This is a genomic window from uncultured Polaribacter sp. (assembly GCF_947503875.1).
Lineage (GTDB): Bacteria > Bacteroidota > Bacteroidia > Flavobacteriales > Flavobacteriaceae > Polaribacter.
The window spans coordinates 56,766-82,882 of the sequence record NZ_CANNFH010000008.1; the positions used below are offsets into that span (position 1 = coordinate 56,766).

Consider the following 26,117-nt stretch of genomic DNA (forward strand, 5'->3'; position numbering starts at 1 on the left):
AATGAAAAAACAGCATTTACCGCAAAAGATATGTGTGGTTTGTGAAAGACCTTTCACTTGGAGAAAAAAATGGGAGAAAAATTGGGAAAACGTAAAATATTGTAGTAAAAAATGCAGCAGCAACAAGAAAAAACAGGTTTAGTATGGTTTCGTAATAATTTACGAGTAAACGATAATATATCATTACAAAAAGCAATTGCAGATAATGAAAAGGTAATTGCTGTGTATTGTTTTGACCCCAAACAATTTGCAGAAGATAAATTTGGGTTTCTAAAAACAGCAAAGTTTAGAGCGAAGTTTTTGTTGGAAACTATAGAAAACTTGAAGAAAAACTTAGCAGATTTAAATATAACACTACTCACCTATTTTGATGCGACAGAAAATGTTATTGAAAAAATTGTAAGCAATTTTAGCGTATCAAATATTTATACCCAAAAAGAGTGGACTTCAGAAGAAATTGAAACCAATAATGCTATTTTAAAAGCATTGCCGAGTTCTGTTAATTTTATAGAAGATTATGACCAATTTCTGTATCATCCTGAAAATGTATCTAAAGACTTTTCTAATATACCTAACGTATTTACCGTTTTTAGAAAAAAATTAGAAAAAACAGTTGCTATTCAAGAAGCAATAACGATTGCTAAGTTGCCAGTTTCGAATATAATCGATGATACTACAAAAATACCAACATTAAAAGCGTTGGGTTTTGCTGCATTTGAAGTTCCAGAAAAAACGGCTTTCCCTTTTAAAGGTGGTGAAGATGAAGCCTTAAAGCGTTTGGATAATTATTTTTTTGAAACTAAAAAAGTAGCCTTCTATAAAAAAACAAGAAACGGATTGGTAGGTACAGATTACAGTACCAAGTTCTCTGCATGGCTAGCAAACGGAAGCATTTCTGCCAAAACAATTTATTGGAAAATAAAAGAATATGAGGCAGAATACAAAGCAAACCAATCTACATATTGGGTAATTTTTGAATTAATTTGGAGAGATTATTTCAAGTACATTTCTCTAAAATACGATGATAAGATATTTAAAATAGGTGGTATTTTAGACAAAGATTATCATTGGAATTATTACCAAAAAGACATTAACAAATGGATTAATGGTGAAACAAAAGACGATTTTGTTAATGCGAACATGATAGAGTTACAAAAAACAGGTTGGATGAGCAATAGAGGAAGACAAAACGTAGCCTCTTATTTTGCGAAAGAATTATTATTAGATTGGAGAATTGGAGCCGCTTATTTTGAGTCTCAATTATTAGATTATGATGTGCACAGTAATTATGGCAATTGGATGTATGTTGCAGGCGTTGGTAATGATCCTAGAGATCGAAAATTTAATACGCAAATGCAAGCAGAACGTTATGATGCAAATCATAAATTTAGAAAAATGTGGTTAGAAAAAACTTTGTTTTAAGATGAAAACATTACGATTAATTTTAGGAGATCAATTAAACAGCCAACATTCTTGGTTTGCAGAAAAAAACAACAATGTTACCTATTGTATGTTTGAAATGCGCCAAGAAACAGATTATGTTACACATCATATTCAAAAAATAGTGGGCTTTTTTGCTTCAATGCGAAATTTTGCACAAGCACTTAAAAAAGCTAATCACAATGTGGTTTATTTTAATATTGACGATGATAGAAATGCACAAAGTTTAACTGAAAATATAGCGTATCTAATCAAAGAAAACAATATAGAAAAATTTGAATATTTAGCACCAGATGAATATCGTTTAGACGAACAATTAAAAGAGTTCTCTAAAAGTTTAGCCATTGATGTAAATCAATTTTCTACAGAACATTTTTATACAGAAAAAGAAGAGCTAGCCACTTTTTTTAAAGGTAAAAAGCAATTTTTGATGGAAAATTTTTACAGAAATATGCGTAAAAAACATCAAATATTAATGGTTGATCAACAGCCAGAAGGTGGCAAGTGGAATTACGATGCTAGTAATAGAAAAAAATGGAAGGGTGATGTTTTAATTCCGCCAGAAATTAATTTTGATAATGATGTTAGCTGTATTTTAAATGCCATTGAAAACGCCAATATAAAATCCATAGGAAAAATAAATGCGAAATATTTTGAATACCCAATTTCTAGAGCACAATCTTTAGAGCAACTGGATTATTTCTGCGAACATTTGTTGGTTCATTTTGGCGATTATCAAGATGCGATGCATACAGATAAAATCTATCTTTTTCACAGTAGAATTTCTTTTGCAATGAACACAAAAATGATTTCCCCAAAAGAGATCATCAACAAAACATTAGAAGTATACAGAGAGAGAAAAGATGAAATTGACATCTCTCAAGTAGAAGGTTTTATAAGACAAATTTTAGGTTGGCGAGAATATATGCGTGGCATGTATTGGATGTTAATGCCAGATTATAAAAAGAGCAACTTCTTAGAAAACAAAAGCAAATTACCAGATTTTTTCTGGACAGGTAAAACCAAAATGAATTGCCTTAAAAATGCAGTAAATAACTCCTTAGATAATGGTTATGCACATCATATACAGCGTTTAATGGTAACTGGTAATTTTGCTCTTTTAGCACAAATAAATCCAGATGAGATAGATGCTTGGTATTTGGGCATTTATGTAGATGCTATAGAATGGGTGCAATTGCCCAACACAAGAGGTATGAGTCAGTTTGCAGATGGTGGTAAAATAGCCACAAAACCATATGTTTCTAGCGGAAGTTACATTAGTAAAATGGGGAATTATTGCGACAGCTGTCATTATAAAAAAACCAAAAAGTTTGAAGATGATGCTTGTCCGTTTAACTCACTTTACTGGAATTTCTTAGATGAAAAGCAAGAAAAACTAAGTTCTAATTTTAGAATGAAGATGATGTACAGCGTTTTAAACAAAATGTCTGCAGAAGATAGAAGTAAGATTAAAGAAAAAGCAAATCATATATTAGAAAATTTAGATGCCTACTAATAAAGAAGAAATACATGTTGTTTGGCTGAAACGCGATTTGCGTTTACAAGATAATGAAGCCATTTACAATGCTTTAAAAAAAGACAAGCGCGTACTTTTTATATATATTTTTGAAAACTCTTTATTAAAAGACCCACATTATGATAAAAGACATTGGGATTTTATAAAACAATCTATAGTAGATTTAAATACAGATTTAAAAAAATACAATAGTAAAGTATTGTGTGTACAGACAGAAGTAGTGTCTGCCTTCAATCAATTGTTCAATCAATATCAAGTACATACCGTTTTTTCGCATCAAGAAACAGGTTTATTAATTACTTTTAATAGAGATAAAGAATTTGCAAGATATTGCAGAAATAACTCTATAAAATGGACTGAAAACAATAACAATGGTGTTTTAAGAGGCTTACTAAATAGAGCAGATTGGTTTGATCAGTGGGAAGATTACATGTGTGCGCCACAATTTAAAACAGAATTAAACACAGAAAAACTAATTTCTACGGGAGAGATTAACAAACTAGAAAATTACTTTATTACCGTTAGTTTAGAAACTGAAAAAGAAACACCTTTTCAAAAAGGGGGATCTAAATTAGCTTGGAGATATGCCAACACTTTTTTTGATGAAAGGCATAAAAAATACATGTCTCACATTTCTAAACCTGCATTGGCTAGGGAAAGCTGTAGTAGATTATCGCCTTACATTGCTTGGGGAAATGTATCTATTCGTCAAATATTTCAGAAAGCGCACGCCTGTAAAACTGAACAAAATAAAAAGCATTTGGGTGCTTTTGTATCTCGTTTGCGCTGGCAAGCACATTTTATTCAGAAATTTGAAATGGAACACACCATGGAAAATGCAAGTATAAATAAAGGTTTTCAAAAATTGAAAAAAAGCATTTCTGAAGAATACCAAAAAGCTTGGGAAGATGGACAAACAGGTTACCCTTTAATTGATGCTAGCATGCGTTGTTTAGCAGAAACTGGATATTTAAATTTTAGAATGCGCGCCATGTTAGTATCCTTTTTTACCCATATTTTATGGCAACCTTGGCAAGCTTCTTCTCAACATTTATCTAAATTATTTTTAGATTTTGAACCAGGAATTCACTTTCCTCAGTTGCAAATGAATGCAGGAGAAACAGGCATAAATTTGGTACGCATTTACAATCCTGTAAAAAATAGTTTAGACCATGATGAAGATGCTACTTTTATAAAAAAATGGTGCCCAGAATTAGCTCACTTACCTACTGCCTTTATTCATGAGCCTTATTTAATGACTCCTTTAGATGAGCAATTTAATAATTTTGAACTTGGTGTAACCTATCCAAAACCTATTGTTGATATTAAAGTAGCTCGAAAAAAAGCCAGTGATATTCTTTGGAAAATGAAAGACGACCCAGACGTTTTTAATGAAAGCAAAAGAATACTTATGAAACATACACTTTCCGATAGAAATAGAATGATGAATGGTGACTAAAGCCGTGATTTCTAAAATGATAATTATTTGTTAATTATTGTTTAACTTATTAATTAAATAGTTAAACAAAATGTATTTGTTGTATATTTGAGTAATGATATTTAATACAACAAATAAAAATAACGAAGCTGAAGTAACGATAACAGAAATGTTAGGTGCATCTTATTCTTTTTTTCAGTCTATAAAATTAGGAGGTACAGGTTCTAAAAGAATGATTGTAGCCGCAGTAAGCCCAAGTTTTATGCGTTTTATGAATAGTGTTTCTGATGCCAATTATGGAAATATCGAATTAAGAGAAAAGGGCATCTTAGTGCACATAACAAAAGGATTACAAAATTATAGTTGGGCAATACCTTATTACCAACTGCATACTTACAAAACAGAAGGGTTTAGCATACACGCACAAGGTAACTTTGTTCGCTTTAAAAACAATAAACTGTTACAAGAAAATAAGAAGTTTATAGATAAACTAATTGATATTAAAATTGAATACGACAAACAATTTGAGTTCCATTAATACAAAACAATTAAATGGCATATCTATTGATAGAATAATAGAGATGGCGTGGGAAGACAGAACAACCTTTGAGGCAATACAGTTTCAATTTGGGTTAAAAGAACAAGAGGTAATAGACCTTATGCGTAGAGAAATGAAGCCAAAAAGCTTCAAAATGTGGAGAAAAAGAGTGCAAGGAAGAAAAACAAAACATGAAAAATTAAGAACGTTTGCAAAAGGAAGATTTAAATGTTCAAGACAAAAATCAATATCAAATAACTCTATAGCAAAAAGATAAAAACCGTGCTTTGTTTTAGGTTTTAGGGTTTCTAAAGACAGCACATAAAAAAGACAACAAATGATTACAGAAGTAGTACTAAAAGAAAAAGAGGCAGAAAGTAAATTAAACAGTTTCTCTCACGATGAAGTTGGAGACGACCATTTATTTACAGGCTTGGAAACCCCAATGAAACCAGACGCCTTTAAAATTTCTGATGAAGAAAAAAAAGAAAAAATAGCCGGTTTATTTTCTGAAATAATGGATGTAATGGGCTTAGATTTAACTGATGATTCATTAAAAGGAACTCCAAAAAGAGTCGCTAAAATGTACATTGAAGAAATCTTTTCTGGGCTTAACCCTAAAAATAAACCAAAAGTAGCCTTGTTTGATAATAAGTACCAATATAACCAAATGTTGGTAGAAAAAAATATTACGTTTTACTCTAATTGTGAGCATCACTTTGTACCGATTATAGGTAAAGCACATATCGCATATATTTCTTCAGGTAAAGTTATAGGTTTATCTAAATTGAATAGAATTGTACAATATTATGCTAAAAGACCTCAAGTGCAAGAGCGTTTAACCAACCAAATTGCAGAAGAATTAAAAGCAATATTAAACACGGAAGATGTAGCTGTAATTATAGATGCCAAACACTTATGTGTTTCTTCTAGAGGTATTAAAGATGATACCTCTTCTACAGTAACCTCTTTTTTTGGAGGAAAATTTAATACGACAGAGAAAATTGCAGAATTACAAAACACTTTAAATTACTAATTATGGAACTAATCAAAAGAGCAGAAGAGTTTGAAACTAGAAAAATGAGGTTTCCAACAACAAGCGACAGAATTTTAGCCGCTAGAGAAGCAAAAGAGTTAATTTTAAGTTTAAACGAAATCTATAAGAAAACTAAAGATGCTAAACTTATGGATATAATGAAAAGGTTAACCGCAATAAAACAACGTATAGAAAAACGTTTAAAAGGAAAACCACTAACAGCTTAAAATAGAAATAATTCAGTTTTTTATTGCTAGTTTAACTTTTATATCTATATTGGAAAAATTATAAAATTAGACACGTTAAATAGAATGAATTTATTAGAAAGAGCTGTAGAATTTGAAAATAGAAAGTTTTCATTTAAAACCACAAGTGATAGAATTTTAGCATCTAGAGAAGTAAAAGCACTTATTCTAGAGCTAAATGAAGTATATAAACAAGAAAAAGATCCAGAAATTATGGATCAAATGAAGCGCTTAACAGCTGTTAAACAGAAAATAGAAAAGCGCTTGAAAGGAAGACCTTAAAAGCACATGAAAAATATAGTAATCGTAGGAGGAAGTAAAGGAATTGGACAAGCTATTGTAAATTCTTTAGTTGAAAACAACAGAATTATAAATATTAGTAGATCAGAACCTTCACTTTCTCATGCGAACTTAACACACATATCTTGTGATGTTATAAGCGATGACTTACCAGAAATAGATGCTATAGATACTTTAATCTACTGCCCTGGTAGTATCAACCTAAAGCCAATTGCTAGATTAAAACTAGATGATTTCAGACAAGACTTTGAAATTAATGTAATTGGAGCTGTCAAAATTATTCAGCATTTACTTACAAAACTTAAAAACGGCAACAGTCCATCTATACTTTTATTTAGTACAGTTGCTACAAAATTAGGCATGCCTTTTCACGCAAGCGTTGCAGCCGCAAAATCTGGAGTAGAAGGAATTACCAAATCTTTAGGCGCAGAATTAGCCCCAACCATTCGTGTTAATGCGATTGCACCCACTGTTACAGATACAGATTTAGCATCTAAACTTTTAAGAAATGAACGTATGATAGAAAATATCACAGAACGTCATCCACTTAAAAAGTTTTTAAAACCAGAAGAAGTTGCAGATTTAGCTACATTTTTAGTTTCTGATAAAGCAAAATCTATTTCAGGGCAAATTTTTGAGCTAGACTGCGGAATTGTAAATTTCAAAATTTAAAAACATGGCAAATATCTACGATATTAATATCAATAGCTTACAAAATAAAGCTATTGACTTAACTGAATACAAGAATAAATACATCTTATTTGTAAATGTAGCCTCTAAATGTGGGTTTACATCTCAGTATAGAGATTTGGAAGAATTGTATCAGAAATATAAAGAAAATTTAATGATTATAGGTTCTCCTTGCAATCAATTTGGTAGTCAAGAACCTGGAACCTCAGAAGACATTGAAGCGTTTTGCAAAGTTAACTTTGGAGTTACTTTTTTAATGACAGAAAAAATAGACGTTAAAGGAAGTAAACAGCACCCAGTATACACCTGGTTAACAGAGAAAAGTTTAAATGGTGTAAAAAGTTCTTCTGTAAAATGGAATTTTCAAAAATATTTGGTAGCACCTGATGGCCAATTTGTAGATTATTATTTTTCTATTACAAAGCCAATGAGCTCTAAAATCACAAAACACCTAATCTAAAAAATATGTTTGGTTTATTTAAAAAAAAGTCTGAAGTTGATAAGCTGCAAGACAAATACAAGAAATTAATGGAAGAAGCATACAAACTGCAGTCCATTAATAGAACAGATAGCGATGCAAAATACAAAGAAGCAGACGATATTTTAAAGCAAATAGAAAGCTTACAATCAAAATCTTAAATGAAACAAGTAAAAATTACCTTACTTTTTTTAATACTAAATTTTGGCGGTTTGGGTTTGGGTAGTTTTTTAATGAATAATGGCCCATTATCTGTTTGGTATAGTAACTTAGATAAAGCTCCTTGGACACCACCAGGTATTGTTTTTGGCATTGCTTGGACGCTGATAATGATTTGTTTTTCTATTTATTTGGGCAAATTGTTCTTAAAATCGAACACTTCTAAAAATAAATTTTTATTTCTATTCCAATTTATCTTAAACGTAAGTTGGAATTTTGTTTTTTTTAATCAGCATCAGGTCTTTCTAGGATTCATAAATATCATTCTACTAACTGTATTTATATTTCTATATTTTTTTAAATTTAGCACAGCTACAAAAAATTATAAGTTTTTATTACTTCCATATATGATATGGCTATGTATAGCAACATCTTTAAATTTTTATATTCTAATACACAACTAACAGCATGCACAAACTACATAAAACACAAAAAGTACCTATTTCTTTGCAAGAGGCATGGGACTTTTTAAAAAGTCCAAAAAATTTAGAGAAAATGACACCCAAAGAAATGGGGTTTAAAATTATTGATGGCGCAGATAGAGAAACCTATGCAGGGCAATTAATCACATATCAAGTTACACCTCTATTAGGCATTAAAACCAAGTGGATATCTAAAATTACACAGGTAAAACATTTAAGTCACTTTACAGATGAACAATTGTCTGGGCCATATGCTTTATGGCATCACACACATTTTATAAAAGAAATTGATGGTGGTGTAGAAATGGAAGATTTAATTTATTATAAAGTTCCGTTTGGCTTCTTAGGCAGATTAATACACCCTATTATAGTAAAACCTCAATTGGAAAAAATATTCGAATTTAGAAGTAAAAAGTTAATAGAACTTTTTGGAGAATTTAAGTAGTTATGAGTAAAAAAGTAAATATTTTTTGGTTTAGAAGAGATTTAAGGTTGGACGATAATGTTGGGTTTTACAATGCCTTAAAAGGCGAAAATCCAGTATTGCCTATTTTTATTTTCGACAAAGAAATTTTAGACAAATTACCTGAAGATGATGCCCGTGTAAATTTCATTTTTGATACTTTACAAAAAATGAGAACAATATTGCAAAACGAGCACAACAGTGATTTAGCAATGTATTATGGTAATCCAGAAGAAGTATACAAAAAACTAATTAAAGCGTATGAAATTGAAACTGTTTTTACAAACAGAGATTACGAACCTTATGCAACCAATAGAGATTCAAAAATTGAAAAACTTTTAAATAGCAATACTATTCAATTCAAGACTTTTAAAGACCAAGTAATTTTTGAAAAAGACGAAGTTGTAAAAAAAGATGGTAATCCTTACGTGGTGTACACACCTTATATGAAGGTCTGGAAAGAGCAATTTAAAAGTTATAACTTAGATATTTTTTATACCAATTCTTACTTAAGCAACACCCTACAAAATAAAGAATTACCTAACGTTACTTTGGCGGAAATGGGATTCAAAGAAGCATCACAAAAAATAGAAACCTTTACAGTTACCCCTAGTCTAATTCAAGAATATGAAGATACCAGAAACTTTCCTGCACAAGATAGCACCTCTAAACTTGGTCCTCATCTAAGATTTGGAACTGTTTCTGTTCGACAAATGGTTAAAAAAGCAGTAGCAGAAGAAAATGAAATCTTTTGGCAAGAATTGATATGGAGAGAGTTTTTTATGCAAATACTTTGGCATTTTCCAGACACTTCTAAACAAGCATTTAAATCTAAATATGATAGAATTGAATGGCGCAATAATGAAGAAGAATTTAAAAAATGGTGTAATGGACAAACAGGTTACCCTTTTGTAGATGCTGGTATGCGCCAACTAAATAAAACTGGGTTTATGCACAATCGTGTAAGAATGCTAGTGGGCAGTTTTCTGTGCAAACATTTACTAATAGATTGGAGATGGGGAGAAGCCTATTTTGCAGAGAAACTGCATGATTATGAAATGGCTAGCAATGTGGGTAATTGGCAATGGGTTGCTGGTTCTGGGGTAGATGCTGCACCTTATTTTAGAATATTTAATCCAACCACACAAATTAAAAAATTTGATAAAGATTTAGCCTATATTAAAAAATGGGTTCCAGAGTTTCAAGAACTCACTTATGCAAAAGAAATAGTAGAACATAAAATGGCTAGAGAACGTTGTTTGAGTGCCTACAAAGAAGCCTTAAATTAATAAAACAATCCTAAATCTAATATTTATTACAACATTTACCATTAAAACAACGTTAAAGAACTAATTTTTAATTACATACTAAAACTTTTATTATTCTTGTTAAAAAGCCTCTATATTTTTAGGGGCTTTTTGTTTTAAAAAAAGTAATTTTTCTTTAGGTAAAAACCAAATAATGTATTTAATTTGCCCTCGTTAAAATTAACGTTTTAGCACAAATGCCGATGTAGCTCAGCTGGCTAGAGCAGCTGATTTGTAATCAGCAGGTCGGGGGTTCGAGTCCCTTCATCGGCTCTTTTAAGAAAGCTTCAATTTATATTGAAGCTTTTTTTTATGTCTTAAGACACCTATCATTTTTAGTGTAACATAGGTAAAGACAAAGTAAATTTTAAAAACTCATATAAATATCGTTAAAATTTATATATTTACCTATATAAGTTACGGAGTAAAATTAATATTCTCTTTTATGCTAATTATTGGAATTGCAGGCGGTACTGGAAGCGGAAAAACTACAGTGGTTAATCAAATTATTAAACAACTACCAACAGACGAAGTTTGTGTTATTTCACAAGATTCTTATTATAATGAAACCAACGATTTGTCTTATGAAGAAAGAACTAAAATAAATTTCGATCATCCTAGAGCAATTGATTTTCAGCTTTTAACTAAACATTTAAAAACATTAAAAACGGGTAAAAACATACAACAACCTGTCTACTCTTTTGTAACGCATAACAGAACAAAAGATACCGTAAAAACACACCCTAGAAAAGTAGTAATTGTAGAAGGTATCTTAATTTTTAATAGCACAGAATTAAGAGATTTATTTGATATTAAAATATTTGTACACGCAGAAACAGACGAGCGTTTAATTAGAAGGTTAAAGCGAGATATTACAGAAAGAGGAAGAGATATTGAAGAAGTTTTAAATAGGTATCAAACCACTTTAAAACCAATGCACAACCAATTTATAGAACCTACAAAGAATTTTGCAGACATAATTATACCCAATGACAGGTACAATACAGTAGCTATAGATATTGTGAGGTCTGTTATTAATGAGCGCTTATAAAATGAATTTACAAATCATAAAAAATAAAAAAATTTTTAAACTTTTAACGAATGTATTCGTTATTATTTTTATTCCATTTTTACTATGGATGCTATTTTTTGATGACAATTCTTACTTAGTGCATAGAAAGTTTGATAAAGAGATAGAAGATTTAGAAAACACCATATCATTCTACAAAACAAAAATAGCTAAAGATAAAGCTACTATAAAAAAACTAGAAGACTCTTTACAACTAGAGCGTTTTGCCAGAGAAAAATACCTAATGAAAAAAGAAAACGAAGACATTTATATTATTGAATTTGACACCATAAAAAAATAATGACTAAATATCTGTTTGATGATTTTAAAGGAACTACACCTGGCGCTTGGAAACAAAGAATTCAAGTAGATTTAAAGGGTGCAGATTATAATGAGAAATTGCTCTGGAAAACAAATGAAGGAATTACCATAAAACCTTTTTACACTAAAGAAGACAGAAAAAATCATGCTATAAAATTACCTGAAAAAGATTTTAAAATTTGCCAAACTATTAAGATTAAAGACGAATTAAAAGCCAATGCATTTGCATTAAAAAGTATTAGTACTGGTGCAACAGCCATTCAATTTATAGCAGAAACAAAATTTGATTTTACCATTTTATTAAAAGGGGTTAACTTGGATCATACTTCAATTTATTTTAAACTAAATTTTTTAGAAGTCGATTTTATAAAAGATATCGCTTCAAAAATAAACACTGGAACTATTTTTTTTCAGTTTGATATTTTAGGCAATTTAGCTGAAACTGGAAATTGGTATTACAATTTAAAAGAAGATTTTAATCAACTTAAAGAAATTAGTAATCTTTTAGAAAACCCTATTGTTATTAATGCAGATTTGTACCAAAATGCAGGGGCAAATATCACACAACAATTGGCCTATGCTTTAGCACATGCCAACGAATACTTAAATTACTTTGACAACAGCATTGCAGATAAAATTCATTTTCAATTTGCAGTGGGTAGCAACTATTTTCATGAAATTGCAAAATTAAGAGCCTTCCGTTTGCTTTGGTCTTCACTTTTAAACACCTATAAAATTAAAGAAAAAGAAGCACACCTCTTTGTACAACCTTCACTTAGAAATAAAACAATTTACGATTATAACGTAAATATGCTCAGAACCACATCTGAATGCATGAGTGCTGTTTTAGGCAGCGCAAATACAGTAAGTAATCTACCCTATAATGCAATTTTTGAAAATGCTAATGCATTTGGAGAACGAATTTCTAAAAATCAGCTTTTAATCTTACAGCAAGAAAGTGGTTTTACAAACGCTCAAAATTTTACTGATGGCAGTTATTATATTGAAACATTAACACATCAATTTGCAGAAAAAGCACTACCCATTTTTAAACAAATAGAAAAAGGTGGTGGTTTTTTAAAACAACTTAAAGAAGGTAATATTCAAAAGAAAATTAAAGAAAGTGCCGTTAGAGAAGAAACACAATTCCAAAAAGAAGAGGTCTTTTTATTAGGAACTAATTTACAAGTTAGTAAAGATGATGTAATGAAAAACAACATCACAAAAGACCCTTTTCTAAAAAAAAGAAATATAAAAACACTAATTGTTCCTATAATCAAAAAAAGGCTAGCAGAAAAAATAGAACAAAAACGATTGCAACAAGAAAAGTAAATAAACTTAAAAAATTAGTAAAGCCTTAGGCAACTAATTTATATCGTTTAATGTCCCAAAAAATGAGTAGAAAATCCATAGAAAATATAAAAATTTTAAAAGATTTTACAGCACCTCAAAAATCTTTTCAACATGAAAATTTTGTAGCAGGTATTGCTCCTAATTTAAGAGGGCCATACAGCACAATGTATGTAAGACGACCTTGGACAATTAGACAATATGCTGGTTTTTCTACCGCAGAAGAAAGCAATGCTTTTTACAGAAGAAATTTGGCTGCTGGGCAAAAAGGGTTATCTGTAGCGTTTGATTTAGCTACGCACAGGGGCTATGATTCTGACCACGAACGTGTGCAAGGAGATGTTGGAAAAGCAGGCGTTGCCATAGATTCTGTAGAAGATATGAAAGTTCTGTTTGACCAAATTCCGTTAGATAAAATGTCTGTTTCTATGACTATGAATGGCGCTGTTCTGCCAATTCTAGCGTTTTATATTGTTTCTGCAGAAGAACAAGGTGTTTCACCTGAATTACTATCTGGTACCATTCAAAATGATATATTAAAGGAGTTTATGGTTAGAAACACGTATATCTATCCTCCTACTCCATCTATGCAAATTATTGCAGATATTTTTGAATATACCAGCAAAAACATGCCAAAATTCAATTCAATCTCTATTTCTGGTTACCACATGCAAGAAGCTGGGGCAACTGCAGAAATAGAATTGGCTTACACCTTAGCAGACGGACTAGAATATATTAGAAAAGGCTTAGAAACAGGAATGGATATTGATGATTTTGCGCCAAGATTGTCTTTCTTTTGGGCAATTGGTATGGATCATTTTACTGAAATTGCAAAACTGCGAGCTGCACGAATGTTATGGGCAAAAATTGTAAAACAATTCAACCCAAAAAACCCAAAATCTTTAGCTTTAAGAACGCATTGCCAAACTAGTGGTTGGTCTTTAACGGAGCAAGACCCATTTAATAATGTAGCCAGAACAACTATTGAAGCAATGGCTGCTGCCTTTGGTGGCACACAAAGTTTGCATACCAATGCTTTAGATGAAGCTATTGCATTACCCACAGATTTTTCTGCAAGAATTGCCAGAAACACTCAAATTTATTTACAAGAAGAAACTCATATTACAAAAACAGTAGATCCTTGGGCAGGCAGTTATCATGTAGAAGAATTAACTGCTAATATTGCTAATAAAGCTTGGGAATTGATTGCAGAAGTTGAAGAGTTAGGAGGCATGACAAAAGCCATAGAAAAAGGGATTCCAAAGTTAAGAATAGAAGAAGCTGCCGCCATTAAACAAGCCAAAATAGACAGTGGAGCAGATGTAATTGTTGGTGTAAATAAATACCAATTAGACAAAGAAGACCCTTTACATATTTTAGAGGTTGATAATGAAGCTGTGAGAAAATCTCAAATTGAAAGATTAGAAAACTTAAAAGCGAATAGAAATTATAAAAAGGTGCAAAATTGCTTAACACTTTTAACAAATTCGGCAAAGTCAGGTAAAGAAAATCTTTTAGAATTGGCAGTAAAAGCGGCAAGAGAAAGAGCAACCTTAGGCGAAATTTCAGATGCTTTAGAAGTTGTTTTTGGCAGACATAAAGCAGTAACTAAATCTATTTCTGGTGTGTATAGAAAAGAAATAAAAGACGATAAATTATTTAAAGAAGCAACTGATTTAGCAAATAAATTTGCTGAATTAGAAGGCAGAAGACCAAGAATAATGATTGCTAAACTAGGACAAGATGGCCATGATAGAGGTGCAAAAGTTGTAGCAACTGGTTATGCAGACTTGGGTTTTGATGTTGATATTGGTCCTTTGTTTCAAACACCACAAGAAGCCGTAAAACAAGCGGTAGAGAATGATGTGCATATTTTAGGAATATCCTCATTAGCAGCAGGCCACAAAACCTTAGTCCCACAAGTTATTGCCGAGTTAAATAAGTACGGTAGAGCAGATATTATGGTAATTGTAGGTGGTGTAATTCCCGCACAAGACTATCAGTTTTTGTTTGATGCAGGAGCTGTTGGCATTTTTGGCCCAGGAACCAAAATTGCGCAAGCAGCCATAGATTTAATTACGATATTAATAGACAGTATTGCTGAGTAATATTTATATTATTTAAAACTAATGTGTTTTCTATTTAAATAAAGAAATCTCAAATTAAACACAAGATTTCTCAACAGCACTTCGTTGCGTTTGAAATGACAGTAGTTAATTTTTAACTGCATAAAAAACAGAAACTGCAATAATTATATAAAACTCGCTATTCATTAATTTCAAGTATTTTTTAGATTTCTGTAGAATTAGTATGCTAAAAAACGAAACGTGTTGTAATACATTTATAATTGACAACTAAAGAAAACTGATTATTAAACTTTTTTGTGAATTATCACCCTTTTATTTTAAAATATTTAACACATTAATAGTACACTTCCAAAGGGTAAATTTGCCCTTTTATGCTTAAATTTGCAACTCTTATAAAACGCATTTTAAAGCAATACAAAAGGATGAAAAAAGTATTCGATTTTCTATATTCTACCCGTCTAATGGCCATTTTATTTATCGTTTATGCAACAGCAATGGGCGTTGCTACTTTTATAGAAAACGACTATGGCACGCAAACATCTAAAGCACTAGTTTACAATGCTTGGTGGTTTGAGTTGATTATGGCTTTGTTTGTGGTTAATTTCTTTGGAAACATTTTTAGATACAAACTTTATAAAAAAGAAAAATGGGCAGTTTTATTGTTCCATGCTTCGTTCTTATTAATTCTTCTGGGTGCAGGTATTACTAGATATATTGGTTATGAAGGTATCATGTTAATTGAAGAAGGAGAAACCACCAATAAATTCTTATCGGAAACTACCTATGTAAATGCAATTGTAGACGATGGCACTTCACAAAAACCAGAAATTAATGAACCTATACTCTTATCTGCTTGGGGTTCTAATTCTTGGTCTTATTCAGACAATTTTGTAGACAAAGAAAAAGCTGTAGATTTTAAATTTGAATTGGTAGATTATATACCTTGGGCAGAAGAAAAGTTGGTTGAAGATGAAAACGGAGTAGAACATTTATTCTTTGTTGAATCTTCTGATGGCACAAGACACGAACATTATATACCAAGATTTACGATACAAAATATTCATGGTATTTTAGTAGGTTTTGATGCTAAAGAAGAAGATTACACCGTAAACTTTATCAAAGAAAACAACACGCTAAAAATGATTTCTAAGGCAGATGGCGATTGGTTTAGAATGGCAGATCAAAAAAGAGGAAGAGTTGTAAAAGACTCGTTAGCAGAATTTAATTACCTGTCTTTGCATAATATTGGCGATTTACAATTTGTAATACCAGAACCCCCTACAAAAGGAAAAATGCAAACTGTAAGAGGTCCTAAGAGTGACAAAGTACAAGATATTATTGTTTTAGATGTTACTGCAAATAATGAAACTAAAAGAGTAGAATTAAGAGGAAGTAAATTTAATGCAGATGGTTCTAAAACTTTAGAAGTTGGTGGCCTAAACTTTAGAATGCTGTATGGTGCAAAAATTTTAGAAACACCTTTTGCTATAAAATTGAATGATTTTCAGCTCGAAAAATATCCTGGCTCAGAAAGCGCTGCTTCTTATGCAAGTGAAGTAACTGTAATAGACCCAAAAGAAACCTTTAATTATAGAATTTTCATGAATCATATCTTAGATCACAGAGGTTACAAATTCTTTCAGGCGAGTTATGATTTAACTGGAGAAAAGGAAGAAACACATCTATCTGTCAATCATGATTTTTTAGGAACCTTTGTAACCTATTTGGGTTACTTTTTACTATATTTTGGTTTAACTATGGCTTTATTTGTAAAAAATACTCGTTTTGACGATTTGAAAAAAAGGCTCGTAAAAATTAGAAAGAGAAAAGCGAATTTGACTACAATAGCCATCTTACTTGTATCAAGTTTAACATTTGCACAGCATTCAGATGGACATCAAACCAAAAAGGTTACCAACCAACAGATAGATTCTATTTTACAAGCAAATATGGTGGATGCGAAACATGCAGACAGCTTTAATAGACTTGTAATACAAGATAATGGTAGAATGAAGCCTGCGCATACGTTTGCTTCTGAGTTGGTTAGAAAAGTAAGTAAAACCGAAAAGTTTAAAGGTATGGAACCTAGTCAGGTTTTATTATCTATTATAGAAAACCCTTATTTGTGGTATGAAGTGCCAATTATTTACCTAGAAAAAGGAAACACACAAGTAAGAGATTTTATTGGTGTTGCACAATCTGCAACCCACGCAAGTTTGTCTAGTTTTATTACAGAAACTGGTGTATATAAAATTAAAGAGAAAGTAGAGCAAGCACAAAAAAACAAGATTAAAAATAAGTTTGAAAAAGACTTAATTAATATTGATAAAAGAATTGGACTTTTATACAGCGCCATTGGAGGCGCAATTTTAAAAATTTACCCAATTCCTGGAGATGAAAACAACAAATGGGTTTCTAGATTAGAAGCTTCTGAAGCTGGATTTAAAGGAACAGATTCTGTTTTTGTAAAACAATCTTTACCCGTTTACATTAACTTTTTACAAAAAGCTAAAAAAACAGGAGACTACAAAGATGCCGACAAGATTTTGGGAGGTATTAAAAAGTTTCAACAAAAATTTGGAGCCGAAGTTAACTTAGAAAAAGATAAGATAGACTATGAGATTTCTTACAACAAAATACAACCTTTTCAAACCTTAGCAAAATACTATGGTTATGTAAGTTTATTGATGCTAATATTTGTGATTTGGCAGATATTTGCTTCTAAAAAATGGGTAAATATTTCTGTGAAGACACTCTCTGTTGTTGTGGTAGGTTTATTTATTTTACACACCTTAAGTTTACTAATTAGATGGTACATTAGTGGTTATGCGCCATGGAGTAATGCTTATGAATCTATAATTTTTGTTGCTTGGGCAACCATGCTTTTTGGTTTATGGATTGGTAAAAACTCTGCATTAACCATTACAGCAACTGCATTTTTAGTGGCAATTACCTTAGGTTTTGCGCATCAAAACTGGTTAGACCCAGAGATTGCCAATTTACAACCCGTTTTAAATTCTTGGTGGCTTTTGGTACATACTTCTATTATTGTAGCAAGTTATGGACCACTTTCTTTAGGAATGATTTTAGGTATTGTAGCACTCTTTTTAATGGTATTTACTACCAAAAAGAACAGTAAAAAAATGGACTTAAACATTAAAGAATTAACCATTATTAACGAACAAGCCATTACTGTTGGTTTGGTAATGTTAACCATTGGTAACTTTTTAGGTGGTATGTGGGCAAATGAAAGTTGGGGACGTTATTGGGGTTGGGACCCTAAAGAAACGTGGGCCTTAATTTCTATTATGTTGTATGCTTTTGTTTTACACATGCGTTTAATACCTGGTTTAAGAGGTAGACTTGCTTTTAACTTTGCATCTGCCTTCACGTATTTATCTATTATGATGACCTACTTTGGTGTTAATTTTTACTTATCTGGCTTGCATTCTTATGCTAGTGGAGACAAAGTAGTTACACCAAAAGAGGCGTACCTTTATATTGGCTTTTTAATTGTTTTAACCATTGCAGCCTCGTTTAAATATAAAAAGTATTTCAAAAAACAAGTAAAACAAAAAAATTAGGAACTTGTTTTAAAAGTTTCCTTAAAATTAAGCGGTAAGTTTTTTATGATAATTCATAAGAAAATGTATTTTTGCCTTTCTAAATTTTAACAATAAAACAATATGTTTCATAAAAATATAAAATTAATTTTAGCAAGTTTAATTACAGTTTGGGCAGTATATCAATTCAGCCAAGGCAATATAATGAACGGAATTTCCATCTTATTATTAGCCGGGATTTTTGTGTTATTTTATTTTAAAAACGAGTTTATTTTACTAGCTTTTTTACAATTGCGTAAACAAAATTTTGAAGGCACAAAAAAGTGGTTGGGCTACATTAAAAATCCTGAGGCTGCTTTAATAACAAAGCAACAAGGTTACTTTAACTATTTACATGGTATTATGTTAAGCCAAACAAACATGACACAGTCAGAGAAATTTCTAAGAAAAGCAGTTAAACTTGGCTTAGCTATGGATCATGATTTGGCAATGGCAAAACTACAATTAGCAGGTATTGCAATGACCAAAAGACGTAAAAGAGAAGCAACAAACTTAATGGCTGAAGCTAAAAAGCTAGACAAGCATGGCATGTTAAAAGAACAAATGCAAATGATGAAACAGCAAATGAAGAAAATCTAAGGGTTAGATTGTTGGGTGCTTAGAAAACTCATAAAAAAACGGATAAAATAAAATTTTATCCGTTTTTTTATGACTAATTTTACCGTTTTAATCTATAGTTGATAAAGTTAAATCTGCATTAAACTTTACCATAAATAAACCTTTATTTTCGGTTGTTTTAAACATGTTTTTCTCATAATCAAACTTACTTTGTACACGGTAAGAAACACCTTCGCTGAACGTTTTTTTAAGCGACTTTCCCGAAGCTAAACGCATTAATACATCATAAGTAACATCAAAGCCTTTTGTAGCGTAATAATTTGGTAGCACTCCGTTTTTAGACAAAAATTTCGCATTAAAATTAATTACCTCTGCAACATCTTCTTTACTATACTCGTCACTTACATAGGTAAAATCTAATTTTGCTAATTTTAAATTATCAATTTTATTAAAGGCGCTATTTTTATCAAAAGTAAAAACCCTAGCAGTTACATCTTCCTCTAAACTAATTAAACTATTTACTGCACTTGCTACAATAATAGGATCTTTAGTGGTTAATATTACCACATTATCTACATTTGGTTTTAATGCTTCTGTAAATTTTTCTCTTTTTATATAACCGTCTTCAGAAGTTATGGTACTTAGCGTTACAGAGTCCTTAGCCTTTAAAATTATGCTTAATTTTTCTGCATGTATTGCTGCATCACTGGTACCATCTCTAACAATAATTACATTGCCCTTTGTAACCTTTTCTTGAAAATAATTAGATAATCTTAATCTGTATTCCGTTTTATTTGGGGCTGTTGTTACAATTTGTTTTGTAGAAAAACTAGCTTGCTTTTTAGAATAAACCGGAAAAACAATTGGTGTATTCACTTTATTAGCTAACATTTTTACCTCCTCAGAATACAATGGCCCAATAATTACGTCATTTTCATTTAAATTATTCTCGGCAATAATGGTATTTAATTTAGTACTGTTTTTACCAGTATCAAAAACAGAAACGTCTATAGAAATACCTTGTTTCCTTAACGAGTCTATTGCTATTTCTGCTCCCAAATACATATCTGTTACAATATTGGCTAGTTTACTGTTATCAAAAATATCGTTTTCAGATAATGTATCTAATTCCTGTGTTCTAAAAGGTAAGAAAATAGCTGTTTTTAAACGAATCCCTTCTTGTATTACATCACTGTATAACAATACATCTTCTTCAGTTTCTAGCTCAACTTCTTCTTGTGCTTCCTCTTTAACAGCAAGCTTTGCAATTTTTATAACCTGACCTGTTTTTAATCCTTCCGACAATTCTGGATTTAAATTTACAAGATCTTCACTAGAAACTTTATAAAACCTTGTAAGGCTATAAAAAGTATCTCCTTTTTTGACTAAATGTATTTTATAATCTTTTTTTAAAGTAGCTAATAAAAGTTCTTTTTGTTTCTTTTTATCGGCTAAAAAATTATTTTGTTTATCACTTATAACATCTTTTGCTTTTTCCTTTGATGCATTATCCTTTGTATTTTTAACGCCACTACTCTTTTTATTTGGAATTATAATAACAGTATTAGGCGCTGGTTTTTTAGATATACCTGGATTAAGGCGAAGCAAGTCTCTTGTTTTTATATCTAATTTCTTAGCTATTAAACGCATACTCTCTCCTTCTTTTACCTTATATTCTATGTATTTTTTTTGTTGACCACAAGAAATGGTAAACGTTATCATACATAAAAAAACAAAAAATTGAAGATGTTTCATATATTTTATTCCCATTCTATTGTAGCTGGAGGTTTAGAACTAATATCGTACACTACTCTATTAACGCCTTTTACTTGATTTATTATTTTATTTGATGTTTTTTGTAAGAACTCGTAAGGTAAGTTTACCCAATCTGCTGTCATACCATCTGTACTTTCTACAGCTCTTAAGGCTACCACTTTTTCATAAGTACGCTCATCTCCCATAACTCCAACAGAGTTTACCGGTAAAAGCATTGCGCCTGCTTGCCAAACACTATCATACAAACCGTCTTCTTTTAATCCGTTTATAAAAATAGCATCTACATCTTGTAATATTCTTACTTTTTCTTCAGTAATATCTCCTAAAATTCTAATTCCTAAACCTGGCCCTGGAAAAGGGTGACGCCCTAATAATTCTGAATCTATTCCCATAGACGCCCCAACTCTTCTCACTTCATCTTTAAAAATCATTCTTAGAGGCTCTACAATTTTCAACTTCATATAATCTGGCAAACCACCTACATTATGATGACTTTTTATGGTTGCTGATGGACCACCGTTTACAGAAACAGATTCTATAACATCTGGATAAATTGTACCTTGTGCTAGCCAAGTTACGTCTTTTATTTGATGTGCTTCATCATCAAAGACTTCAATAAAAGCGTTTCCAATAGCTTTTCTCTTTTTCTCTGGATCTGTAACGCCTTCTAAAGCTTTCAAAAAACGTGCAGATGCATCTACACCTTTAACGTTTAAGCCCATATCTTTATACTGGTCTAAAACACTTTCAAATTCGTTTTTACGCAATAAACCGTTATTTACAAAAATACAATATAAGTTTTTGCCTATGGCTTTGTTTAATAATACTGCTGCAACTGTAGAATCTACACCACCAGAAAGGCCTAAAACTACTTTATCATTACCAACTTTATCTTGTAACGCTTTTACGGTACTTTCTACAAAAGAATTTGGTGTCCACGTTTGTGCTACGCCCGCAATTTTTACTAAAAAGTTTTCTAATAATTGCTTACCATCTTTAGAGTGATACACTTCTGGATGAAATTGTATAGCAAACGTAGTTTCTCCATTAATTTTATACGCTGCATTTTCTACATCTTTTGTACTTGCTAAAAGTGTGCCATTTGTTGGTAAATCTTTTATTGTGTCTGAATGACTCATCCAAACTTGACTGCCTTCAGAGATATCTGAAAAGAAAAGTTCGTTTTCTTTTATAAAAGATAAATTGGCTCTACCATATTCTCTTGTGTTAGATGGCGCTACTTTACCACCAGAAAAATGTGCCAAATATTGCGCACCATAACAAACTGCTAAAACCGGTTTTTTACCTCTAATTTCAGATAAATCTGGATGTAAAACATTTTCTCCTCTTACAGAGTTTGGACTTCCAGAAAGAATTACTGCTTTAAAATCTTCTTGGTTTTTAGGTGGATTGTTATAAGGATGAATTTCACAATAAATGTTTAATTCTCTAACGCGTCTTGCAATTAACTGAGTGTATTGCGAACCGAAATCTAAAATAAGTACTTTGTCTTGTTGCATGCGCAAAAATAATATTTTGATTTGGAATTGAACCAAATCTTTTAGAAAAAATAACAGCCTTTTTTAAACAAAAAAAAGCGACATTTTCATGCCGCTTTAAATGTTTTCACAACGGAATAATCCTTAGAGTAAATTTTATAGAATTTAGTGTTTCCGCTAATTGATTTATAAATACAATTTTGAAATCAATTCAAAACATTGGCTTTATCGTATGCTTTGGATGCGAGCTTGTGAATAATCACTTAAAAATACAATCTTAAAATCAATATGTACCTTAAAACTTATACACAATTGCATTAATATTCATTCCTGCGCCTACAGATGCTAAAATAGCAACATCTCCTTTTGTAATGGTTTGGTTTTCTATTTTACCTTTTAAAACTAAATCTAATAAAGTAGGTACAGTTGCCACAGAACTATTGCCTAATTTATGTATACTCATAGGCATTACACCTTCTGGAGCCTTCATTTTATACAATCTGTAAAAACGTTTGATAATGGCTTCGTCCATTTTTTCGTTAGCTTGGTGTATAAAAATCTTTTTTAAATCTGCTATAGCAACTCCGCTTTTGTCTAAAGCTAATTTCATAGCAGCAGGCACGTTAGTTATGGCAAATTCATAAATTTTTCTTCCATTCATTTTTATGTAACGCACGTCTTTTTCTGCTGATAGATTATAAGATTTACCAAAGTTTAAAAAATAGGCTTCTTCTTTGGCAAAGGTTTGTGTGGCATGACTTAAAATACCGGAATCGTTATCTGCTGATTTCTCTACAATACAGGCTCCTGCACCATCACTATAAATCATAGCATCTCTATCATGCTTGTCTACCACTCTAGACAAGGTTTCTGCGCCAATTACCAAACATTTATTTGCCATTGCTGCTTTTATAAAAGCTTGGGCTTGTATTACGCCTTCTACAAAACCTGGGCAACCAAAAAGTAAATCGTAGGCTACACAGTTAGGGTTTGCTATACCCAATCTATATTTTACTCTTGTGGCTAAACTTGGTAAGGTATCTCCTTGAATTGCACCTTGTTTTACATCGCCAAAATTATGTGCTACTATGATATAATCTAATTCTTCTGCATTTATGCCTGCATCTTTAATGGCTTTTTCTGCTGCAAAAAAGGCTAAATCTGAGGTTTGATAAGCTTCTTTTGCATAGCGCCTTTCTGCTATGCCTGTAATGTCTTTAAATTTACTGATGATTGTGCTGTTTTCTGCAGTAAATTCTGAACCATCTTCATTTAAGAAATGCGTATTTATAAAAGCATTATTCTCTTTTTTTATGGATGGGATAAACGTTCCTGTTCCTGTAATTTTTGAAGCAATCATATGGTTGATTTTAATAAAGTAAAAGTAATACATTTTATTGCTGTAATTTACTATGCGTGCATAGCATTATTACATTCAAATTGTAAAAAATGATAATTTTAGCAAGAAAGAAAGGTACTATTTTTTATACAAATTCATTTTTAGTTGCATTACTGTGGCTATAGACGTGGCTCTGTTTTTCATTTGTGATGCCACTACTCCACTAAAACTGGCATCTATGGTTTCAAATAAATACGATGTCCAAATAACAAAATGTTGTTTTTTAAATGCTACGAACCTATTTTTGTCTAGGTGTTTTTGCATGGTATTGTTCTTATAGCTGTTGGTATTGAATAAGATATCGTGCCAAAAATCTGAAATAATTGCCAAATGCGCTGTTAAATGATTTGCTTTTACAATGTCTTCAAAAAAAGGAATCATTTGTTTGTCTGCCAGCAATAAGCTATAAAAATTGGTGATTATTTTTAAAATGTCTTTTTTATTTGCAATTTCTGGTTTCATATTTTTTACTTAAATATGGGTAGTGTTTTTTAAATTATTAAATGTGTTTTTAAAGCAGCAATATGCGTTAGGGATTGGAGCTTTGTTTGAGCTCTTGCGCTTTTTTAAGGGCAAAGCGAGTGCGTAAAGCCCGTTAAAACCTGCCTGCGGTAGGCAGGCGCCCAAATAAAATTACTCTAAATAAGCACTATCAAAAGAGAAAGGTAATAAATCTGCTAAAGAATTTGTTTTAATTACTTCGCCAACTTCACCTGTAAACAGTATTGGAAAGGGTTGTTTCTGCGTAATTTCGTATTCTGCCAACGCTTGCCTGCATGCGCCACAAGGCCCCACAGGCTTATCTACTCTTGTTATATTAGAACTTGCAGAAATGGCTAGTTTATTAATTTTTACACCTGGATATTGGGCGCCTGCATAATAAACGGCTACTCTTTCTGCACACAAACCAGAAGGATAAGCTGCATTTTCTTGATTGTTACCCGTAATAATTTTTCCGTTTGCCAATAATAAAGCAGCGCCTACATTAAATTTGGAATAAGGCGCGTAGGCTTTTTTTCTGGCTAGAATTGCTTGCTGCATTAAGTTTTTATCTGCTGTAGCAAGTTCTTCTATGTCTTTAAATACTTTTACGGTTGTTGCTATCTTTATTTCTTTCATAAAATTAAGAAGTAAAAAAAAGCAGCTTTAGAATAAGAGCTGCTTTTGTGTTTTGTAAACGTTTTTAAATTATTGCTTTTAATAATCGTCGTAAATTTCGCCTAAATCGAAAGAAATAGAAAAACGTAACGAGTTTTCTAATGGATTATTTACGTCTGAAGCGTTTATTAAATATGATAAATCTATATTAAGTGCATTGGTTTTAAAACCACCACCTAATGTAAAAAACTGTCTGTTTCCGTTGTCTTCATTTTCATGAAAATAACCACCTCTTAAAGCAAAGGCATTATTATATAAATATTCTGCTCCTAAAGCATAAGTTACCTCTGCTAACTCTCCGCTAAAACCGTCTTGAGAATCGCCAAAAGAACTAAACATACCGCCTATAAAACCTTGGTCTTGGTCTCCACCAACAGAAGGTACTAATAGTTTGGTAAACTCTACAGTTGTACTTATTTGGTTGTAATCGTCTAAAATAAAATCGAAACCACCACCTAATTTTAAGTTGGTTGGTATAAAATCTTCTTCACCTGGCACGTAAGATACTTTTGGACCAATATTGGTGATGTTAAACCCTAATCTGTAACGCCCGTTGAAGTTTCCATAATTTTGTTCGTAAGATTGGTAATACCCAGAAACATCTACTCCAAAAGAATTTATGGGTTGTATTGCGTTACCTGCTGTACCATTAAATGCTAAATTAGAGCGTATGTATTTTAAGGAAACTCCCATAGAAAATGTTTCGCTTAATTTTAAAGCATAAGAACCTGTTAAAGCTAATTCATTTGGGTTTATAGAGCCTGTTGAATTCCCTTGATTATCGGTTAAATCTATTTGACCTAAACTAAAAAATTTAACATCTGCACCCCAAGCTGCGTTTTCGCTAAACCTGTTAATGTAAGAACCACTTCCTACAAAAATATCGTTTGTTAAGTTACGTAACCAAGGTGAATAAGTAATACCTGTTTCTATTTGCCTGCCACTAAAAGCAATTTTTGCAGGGTTATGAAATATTGACCAAGCATCTGCACTTGTGGCAACACCTACATCTCCCATACCTCCAGATCTGGCATCTGGTATTATTAATAAAAAAGGTGCTGCTGTGGTAATACCACGATTTTGAGCAGAAATTTTACAAACTGCTAAAACCACTAAAAGTAAACTTATTCCTAATTTTTTCATTTTTCTGTATAATTATTCTAA

At 31.4% G+C, this 26,117-nt stretch carries 27 protein-coding genes and 1 tRNA gene; 22 read left to right on the forward strand and 6 right to left on the reverse strand.

Features of this window, described 5'->3' with window-relative positions; all coding sequences use genetic code 11:
- Position 1: 1 nt before the first annotated feature.
- The 22 genes from Q0684_RS12630 to Q0684_RS12735 all read left to right on the forward strand — a co-directional run bounded on the left by Q0684_RS12630 (position 2) and on the right by Q0684_RS12735 (position 19,142).
- Positions 2 to 142 carry a DUF2256 domain-containing protein gene (locus Q0684_RS12630; protein ID WP_299017405.1) on the forward strand — a complete coding sequence of 47 codons (141 nt, stop codon included), beginning with the start codon at positions 2 to 4 and terminating at the stop codon, positions 140 to 142.
- The gene (locus Q0684_RS12635) at positions 112 to 1,422 is read left to right on the forward strand and encodes a DASH family cryptochrome (RefSeq protein ID WP_299017408.1); all 1,311 of its coding nucleotides are present in this window, start codon (positions 112 to 114) and stop codon (positions 1,420 to 1,422) included. The genes Q0684_RS12630 and Q0684_RS12635 overlap by 31 nt, the downstream gene beginning before the upstream one ends.
- 1 nt (position 1,423) lies before the next feature.
- Positions 1,424 to 2,956, forward strand: coding sequence for a cryptochrome/photolyase family protein (locus Q0684_RS12640; RefSeq protein ID WP_299017410.1), 1,533 nt, complete (start codon positions 1,424 to 1,426; stop codon positions 2,954 to 2,956).
- Complete coding sequence (locus tag Q0684_RS12645; protein WP_299017413.1) at positions 2,946 to 4,436, forward strand: FAD-binding domain-containing protein; 1,491 nt, start codon at positions 2,946 to 2,948, stop codon at positions 4,434 to 4,436. Before Q0684_RS12640 ends, Q0684_RS12645 begins: the two co-directional genes overlap by 11 nt.
- A 94-nt stretch (positions 4,437 to 4,530) precedes the next feature.
- Positions 4,531 to 4,953: a hypothetical protein gene (locus Q0684_RS12650; RefSeq protein WP_299017418.1), complete on the forward strand. Its 423-nt coding sequence runs from the start codon at positions 4,531 to 4,533 to the stop codon at positions 4,951 to 4,953.
- Positions 4,949 to 5,230: a TIGR03643 family protein gene (locus tag Q0684_RS12655; RefSeq protein WP_299017609.1), complete on the forward strand. Its 282-nt coding sequence runs from the start codon at positions 4,949 to 4,951 to the stop codon at positions 5,228 to 5,230. The genes Q0684_RS12650 and Q0684_RS12655 overlap by 5 nt, the downstream gene beginning before the upstream one ends.
- Positions 5,231 to 5,290: 60 nt before the next feature.
- Positions 5,291 to 5,989: a GTP cyclohydrolase I FolE gene (gene folE / locus Q0684_RS12660; RefSeq protein ID WP_299017421.1), complete on the forward strand. Its 699-nt coding sequence runs from the start codon at positions 5,291 to 5,293 to the stop codon at positions 5,987 to 5,989.
- A gap of 2 nt (positions 5,990 to 5,991) precedes the next feature.
- The gene (locus Q0684_RS12665; RefSeq protein ID WP_299017424.1) at positions 5,992 to 6,216 is read left to right on the forward strand and encodes a hypothetical protein; all 225 of its coding nucleotides are present in this window, start codon (positions 5,992 to 5,994) and stop codon (positions 6,214 to 6,216) included.
- 84 nt (positions 6,217 to 6,300) lie between these two features.
- Positions 6,301 to 6,516, forward strand: a complete 216-nt coding sequence (locus tag Q0684_RS12670; protein WP_215995832.1) for a hypothetical protein — start codon at positions 6,301 to 6,303, stop codon at positions 6,514 to 6,516.
- 6 nt (positions 6,517 to 6,522) lie between these two features.
- Entirely contained in the window at positions 6,523 to 7,206 is a 684-nt protein-coding gene (locus Q0684_RS12675; protein ID WP_299017428.1) for an SDR family oxidoreductase, read from the forward strand.
- A 4-nt stretch (positions 7,207 to 7,210) separates the two neighbouring features.
- Positions 7,211 to 7,684: a glutathione peroxidase gene (locus tag Q0684_RS12680; RefSeq protein ID WP_299017431.1), complete on the forward strand. Its 474-nt coding sequence runs from the start codon at positions 7,211 to 7,213 to the stop codon at positions 7,682 to 7,684.
- A 5-nt stretch (positions 7,685 to 7,689) separates the two neighbouring features.
- Positions 7,690 to 7,863: a Lacal_2735 family protein gene (locus Q0684_RS12685; protein WP_299017435.1), complete on the forward strand. Its 174-nt coding sequence runs from the start codon at positions 7,690 to 7,692 to the stop codon at positions 7,861 to 7,863.
- Positions 7,864 to 8,325 (forward strand): TspO/MBR family protein, encoded by a 462-nt coding sequence (locus tag Q0684_RS12690; protein WP_299017438.1) that lies wholly within the window; start codon positions 7,864 to 7,866, stop codon positions 8,323 to 8,325.
- Between the two features lie 4 nt (positions 8,326 to 8,329).
- Positions 8,330 to 8,788 (forward strand): SRPBCC family protein, encoded by a 459-nt coding sequence (locus Q0684_RS12695; RefSeq protein ID WP_299017441.1) that lies wholly within the window; start codon positions 8,330 to 8,332, stop codon positions 8,786 to 8,788.
- A gap of 2 nt (positions 8,789 to 8,790) precedes the next feature.
- Positions 8,791 to 10,095, forward strand: coding sequence for a deoxyribodipyrimidine photo-lyase (locus tag Q0684_RS12700; protein ID WP_299017444.1), 1,305 nt, complete (start codon positions 8,791 to 8,793; stop codon positions 10,093 to 10,095).
- Between the two features lie 217 nt (positions 10,096 to 10,312).
- Positions 10,313 to 10,386 (forward strand) — tRNA-Thr (locus Q0684_RS12705).
- Positions 10,387 to 10,558: 172 nt separating this feature from the next.
- Positions 10,559 to 11,164 (forward strand): uridine kinase, encoded by a 606-nt coding sequence (gene udk / locus Q0684_RS12710; RefSeq protein WP_299017446.1) that lies wholly within the window; start codon positions 10,559 to 10,561, stop codon positions 11,162 to 11,164.
- 1 nt (position 11,165) lies between these two features.
- Positions 11,166 to 11,483: a septum formation initiator family protein gene (locus Q0684_RS12715; protein WP_299017449.1), complete on the forward strand. Its 318-nt coding sequence runs from the start codon at positions 11,166 to 11,168 to the stop codon at positions 11,481 to 11,483.
- A complete protein-coding gene (locus tag Q0684_RS12720) occupies positions 11,483 to 12,835 on the forward strand; it encodes a methylmalonyl-CoA mutase subunit beta (RefSeq protein WP_299017451.1) in 1,353 nt (450 codons plus the stop codon). Before Q0684_RS12715 ends, Q0684_RS12720 begins: the two co-directional genes overlap by 1 nt.
- Positions 12,836 to 12,897: 62 nt before the next feature.
- Entirely contained in the window at positions 12,898 to 14,961 is a 2,064-nt protein-coding gene (gene scpA / locus Q0684_RS12725; RefSeq protein ID WP_299017454.1) for a methylmalonyl-CoA mutase, read from the forward strand.
- A gap of 401 nt (positions 14,962 to 15,362) precedes the next feature.
- Positions 15,363 to 18,524 carry a cytochrome c biogenesis protein CcsA gene (ccsA, locus tag Q0684_RS12730; protein ID WP_299017457.1) on the forward strand — a complete coding sequence of 1,054 codons (3,162 nt, stop codon included), beginning with the start codon at positions 15,363 to 15,365 and terminating at the stop codon, positions 18,522 to 18,524.
- 102 nt (positions 18,525 to 18,626) lie between these two features.
- On the forward strand, positions 18,627 to 19,142 hold the full coding sequence (locus Q0684_RS12735; protein ID WP_299017459.1) for a DUF2892 domain-containing protein: 516 nt from the start codon (positions 18,627 to 18,629) through the stop codon (positions 19,140 to 19,142).
- Between the two features lie 87 nt (positions 19,143 to 19,229).
- Here Q0684_RS12735 and Q0684_RS12740 read toward each other — a convergent pair whose 3' ends face one another.
- The 6 genes from Q0684_RS12740 to porV all read right to left on the reverse strand — a co-directional run bounded on the left by Q0684_RS12740 (position 19,230) and on the right by porV (position 26,096).
- A complete protein-coding gene (locus tag Q0684_RS12740; protein WP_299017462.1) occupies positions 19,230 to 20,876 on the reverse strand; it encodes a LysM peptidoglycan-binding domain-containing protein in 1,647 nt (548 codons plus the stop codon).
- Positions 20,877 to 20,881: 5 nt separating this feature from the next.
- The gene (gene guaA / locus Q0684_RS12745) at positions 20,882 to 22,417 is read right to left on the reverse strand and encodes a glutamine-hydrolyzing GMP synthase (RefSeq protein WP_299017465.1); all 1,536 of its coding nucleotides are present in this window, start codon (positions 22,415 to 22,417) and stop codon (positions 20,882 to 20,884) included.
- A gap of 274 nt (positions 22,418 to 22,691) precedes the next feature.
- A complete protein-coding gene (locus Q0684_RS12750) occupies positions 22,692 to 23,756 on the reverse strand; it encodes a 3-oxoacyl-ACP synthase III family protein (RefSeq protein ID WP_299017468.1) in 1,065 nt (354 codons plus the stop codon).
- A 117-nt stretch (positions 23,757 to 23,873) separates the two neighbouring features.
- Positions 23,874 to 24,257 (reverse strand): group III truncated hemoglobin, encoded by a 384-nt coding sequence (locus Q0684_RS12755; RefSeq protein WP_299017471.1) that lies wholly within the window; start codon positions 24,255 to 24,257, stop codon positions 23,874 to 23,876.
- Between the two features lie 171 nt (positions 24,258 to 24,428).
- Positions 24,429 to 24,914, reverse strand: coding sequence for a cytidine deaminase (cdd, locus tag Q0684_RS12760; RefSeq protein ID WP_299017476.1), 486 nt, complete (start codon positions 24,912 to 24,914; stop codon positions 24,429 to 24,431).
- Between the two features lie 78 nt (positions 24,915 to 24,992).
- Positions 24,993 to 26,096: a type IX secretion system outer membrane channel protein PorV gene (porV, locus tag Q0684_RS12765; protein ID WP_299017479.1), complete on the reverse strand. Its 1,104-nt coding sequence runs from the start codon at positions 26,094 to 26,096 to the stop codon at positions 24,993 to 24,995.
- Between the last annotated feature and the right edge of the window lie 21 nt (positions 26,097 to 26,117).

What these genes read in the sequence shown, in the direction of transcription:
- Q0684_RS12680 (WP_299017431.1), top strand. Translation starts at nt 7,211, where the DNA reads ATGGCAAATATCTACGATATTAATATCAATAGCTTACAAAATAAAGCT.
- Q0684_RS12640 (WP_299017410.1), top strand. Translation starts at nt 1,424, where the DNA reads ATGAAAACATTACGATTAATTTTAGGAGATCAATTAAACAGCCAACAT.
- Q0684_RS12665 (WP_299017424.1), top strand. Translation starts at nt 5,992, where the DNA reads ATGGAACTAATCAAAAGAGCAGAAGAGTTTGAAACTAGAAAAATGAGG.
- Q0684_RS12690 (WP_299017438.1), top strand. Translation starts at nt 7,864, where the DNA reads ATGAAACAAGTAAAAATTACCTTACTTTTTTTAATACTAAATTTTGGC.
- Q0684_RS12720 (WP_299017451.1), top strand. Translation starts at nt 11,483, where the DNA reads ATGACTAAATATCTGTTTGATGATTTTAAAGGAACTACACCTGGCGCT.
- Q0684_RS12735 (WP_299017459.1), top strand. Translation starts at nt 18,627, where the DNA reads ATGTTTCATAAAAATATAAAATTAATTTTAGCAAGTTTAATTACAGTT.
- Q0684_RS12635 (WP_299017408.1), top strand. Translation starts at nt 112, where the DNA reads ATGCAGCAGCAACAAGAAAAAACAGGTTTAGTATGGTTTCGTAATAAT.
- porV (WP_299017479.1), bottom strand. Translation starts at nt 26,096, where the DNA reads ATGAAAAAATTAGGAATAAGTTTACTTTTAGTGGTTTTAGCAGTTTGT.
- Q0684_RS12630 (WP_299017405.1), top strand. Translation starts at nt 2, where the DNA reads ATGAAAAAACAGCATTTACCGCAAAAGATATGTGTGGTTTGTGAAAGA.
- cdd (WP_299017476.1), bottom strand. Translation starts at nt 24,914, where the DNA reads ATGAAAGAAATAAAGATAGCAACAACCGTAAAAGTATTTAAAGACATA.
- guaA (WP_299017465.1), bottom strand. Translation starts at nt 22,417, where the DNA reads ATGCAACAAGACAAAGTACTTATTTTAGATTTCGGTTCGCAATACACT.
- Q0684_RS12695 (WP_299017441.1), top strand. Translation starts at nt 8,330, where the DNA reads ATGCACAAACTACATAAAACACAAAAAGTACCTATTTCTTTGCAAGAG.
- Q0684_RS12715 (WP_299017449.1), top strand. Translation starts at nt 11,166, where the DNA reads ATGAATTTACAAATCATAAAAAATAAAAAAATTTTTAAACTTTTAACG.
- scpA (WP_299017454.1), top strand. Translation starts at nt 12,898, where the DNA reads ATGAGTAGAAAATCCATAGAAAATATAAAAATTTTAAAAGATTTTACA.
- Q0684_RS12645 (WP_299017413.1), top strand. Translation starts at nt 2,946, where the DNA reads ATGCCTACTAATAAAGAAGAAATACATGTTGTTTGGCTGAAACGCGAT.
- Q0684_RS12750 (WP_299017468.1), bottom strand. Translation starts at nt 23,756, where the DNA reads ATGATTGCTTCAAAAATTACAGGAACAGGAACGTTTATCCCATCCATA.
- udk (WP_299017446.1), top strand. Translation starts at nt 10,559, where the DNA reads ATGCTAATTATTGGAATTGCAGGCGGTACTGGAAGCGGAAAAACTACA.
- ccsA (WP_299017457.1), top strand. Translation starts at nt 15,363, where the DNA reads ATGAAAAAAGTATTCGATTTTCTATATTCTACCCGTCTAATGGCCATT.
- folE (WP_299017421.1), top strand. Translation starts at nt 5,291, where the DNA reads ATGATTACAGAAGTAGTACTAAAAGAAAAAGAGGCAGAAAGTAAATTA.
- Q0684_RS12685 (WP_299017435.1), top strand. Translation starts at nt 7,690, where the DNA reads ATGTTTGGTTTATTTAAAAAAAAGTCTGAAGTTGATAAGCTGCAAGAC.
- Q0684_RS12675 (WP_299017428.1), top strand. Translation starts at nt 6,523, where the DNA reads ATGAAAAATATAGTAATCGTAGGAGGAAGTAAAGGAATTGGACAAGCT.
- Q0684_RS12740 (WP_299017462.1), bottom strand. Translation starts at nt 20,876, where the DNA reads ATGAAACATCTTCAATTTTTTGTTTTTTTATGTATGATAACGTTTACC.
- Q0684_RS12700 (WP_299017444.1), top strand. Translation starts at nt 8,791, where the DNA reads ATGAGTAAAAAAGTAAATATTTTTTGGTTTAGAAGAGATTTAAGGTTG.
- Q0684_RS12755 (WP_299017471.1), bottom strand. Translation starts at nt 24,257, where the DNA reads ATGAAACCAGAAATTGCAAATAAAAAAGACATTTTAAAAATAATCACC.
- Q0684_RS12670 (WP_215995832.1), top strand. Translation starts at nt 6,301, where the DNA reads ATGAATTTATTAGAAAGAGCTGTAGAATTTGAAAATAGAAAGTTTTCA.
- Q0684_RS12650 (WP_299017418.1), top strand. Translation starts at nt 4,531, where the DNA reads ATGATATTTAATACAACAAATAAAAATAACGAAGCTGAAGTAACGATA.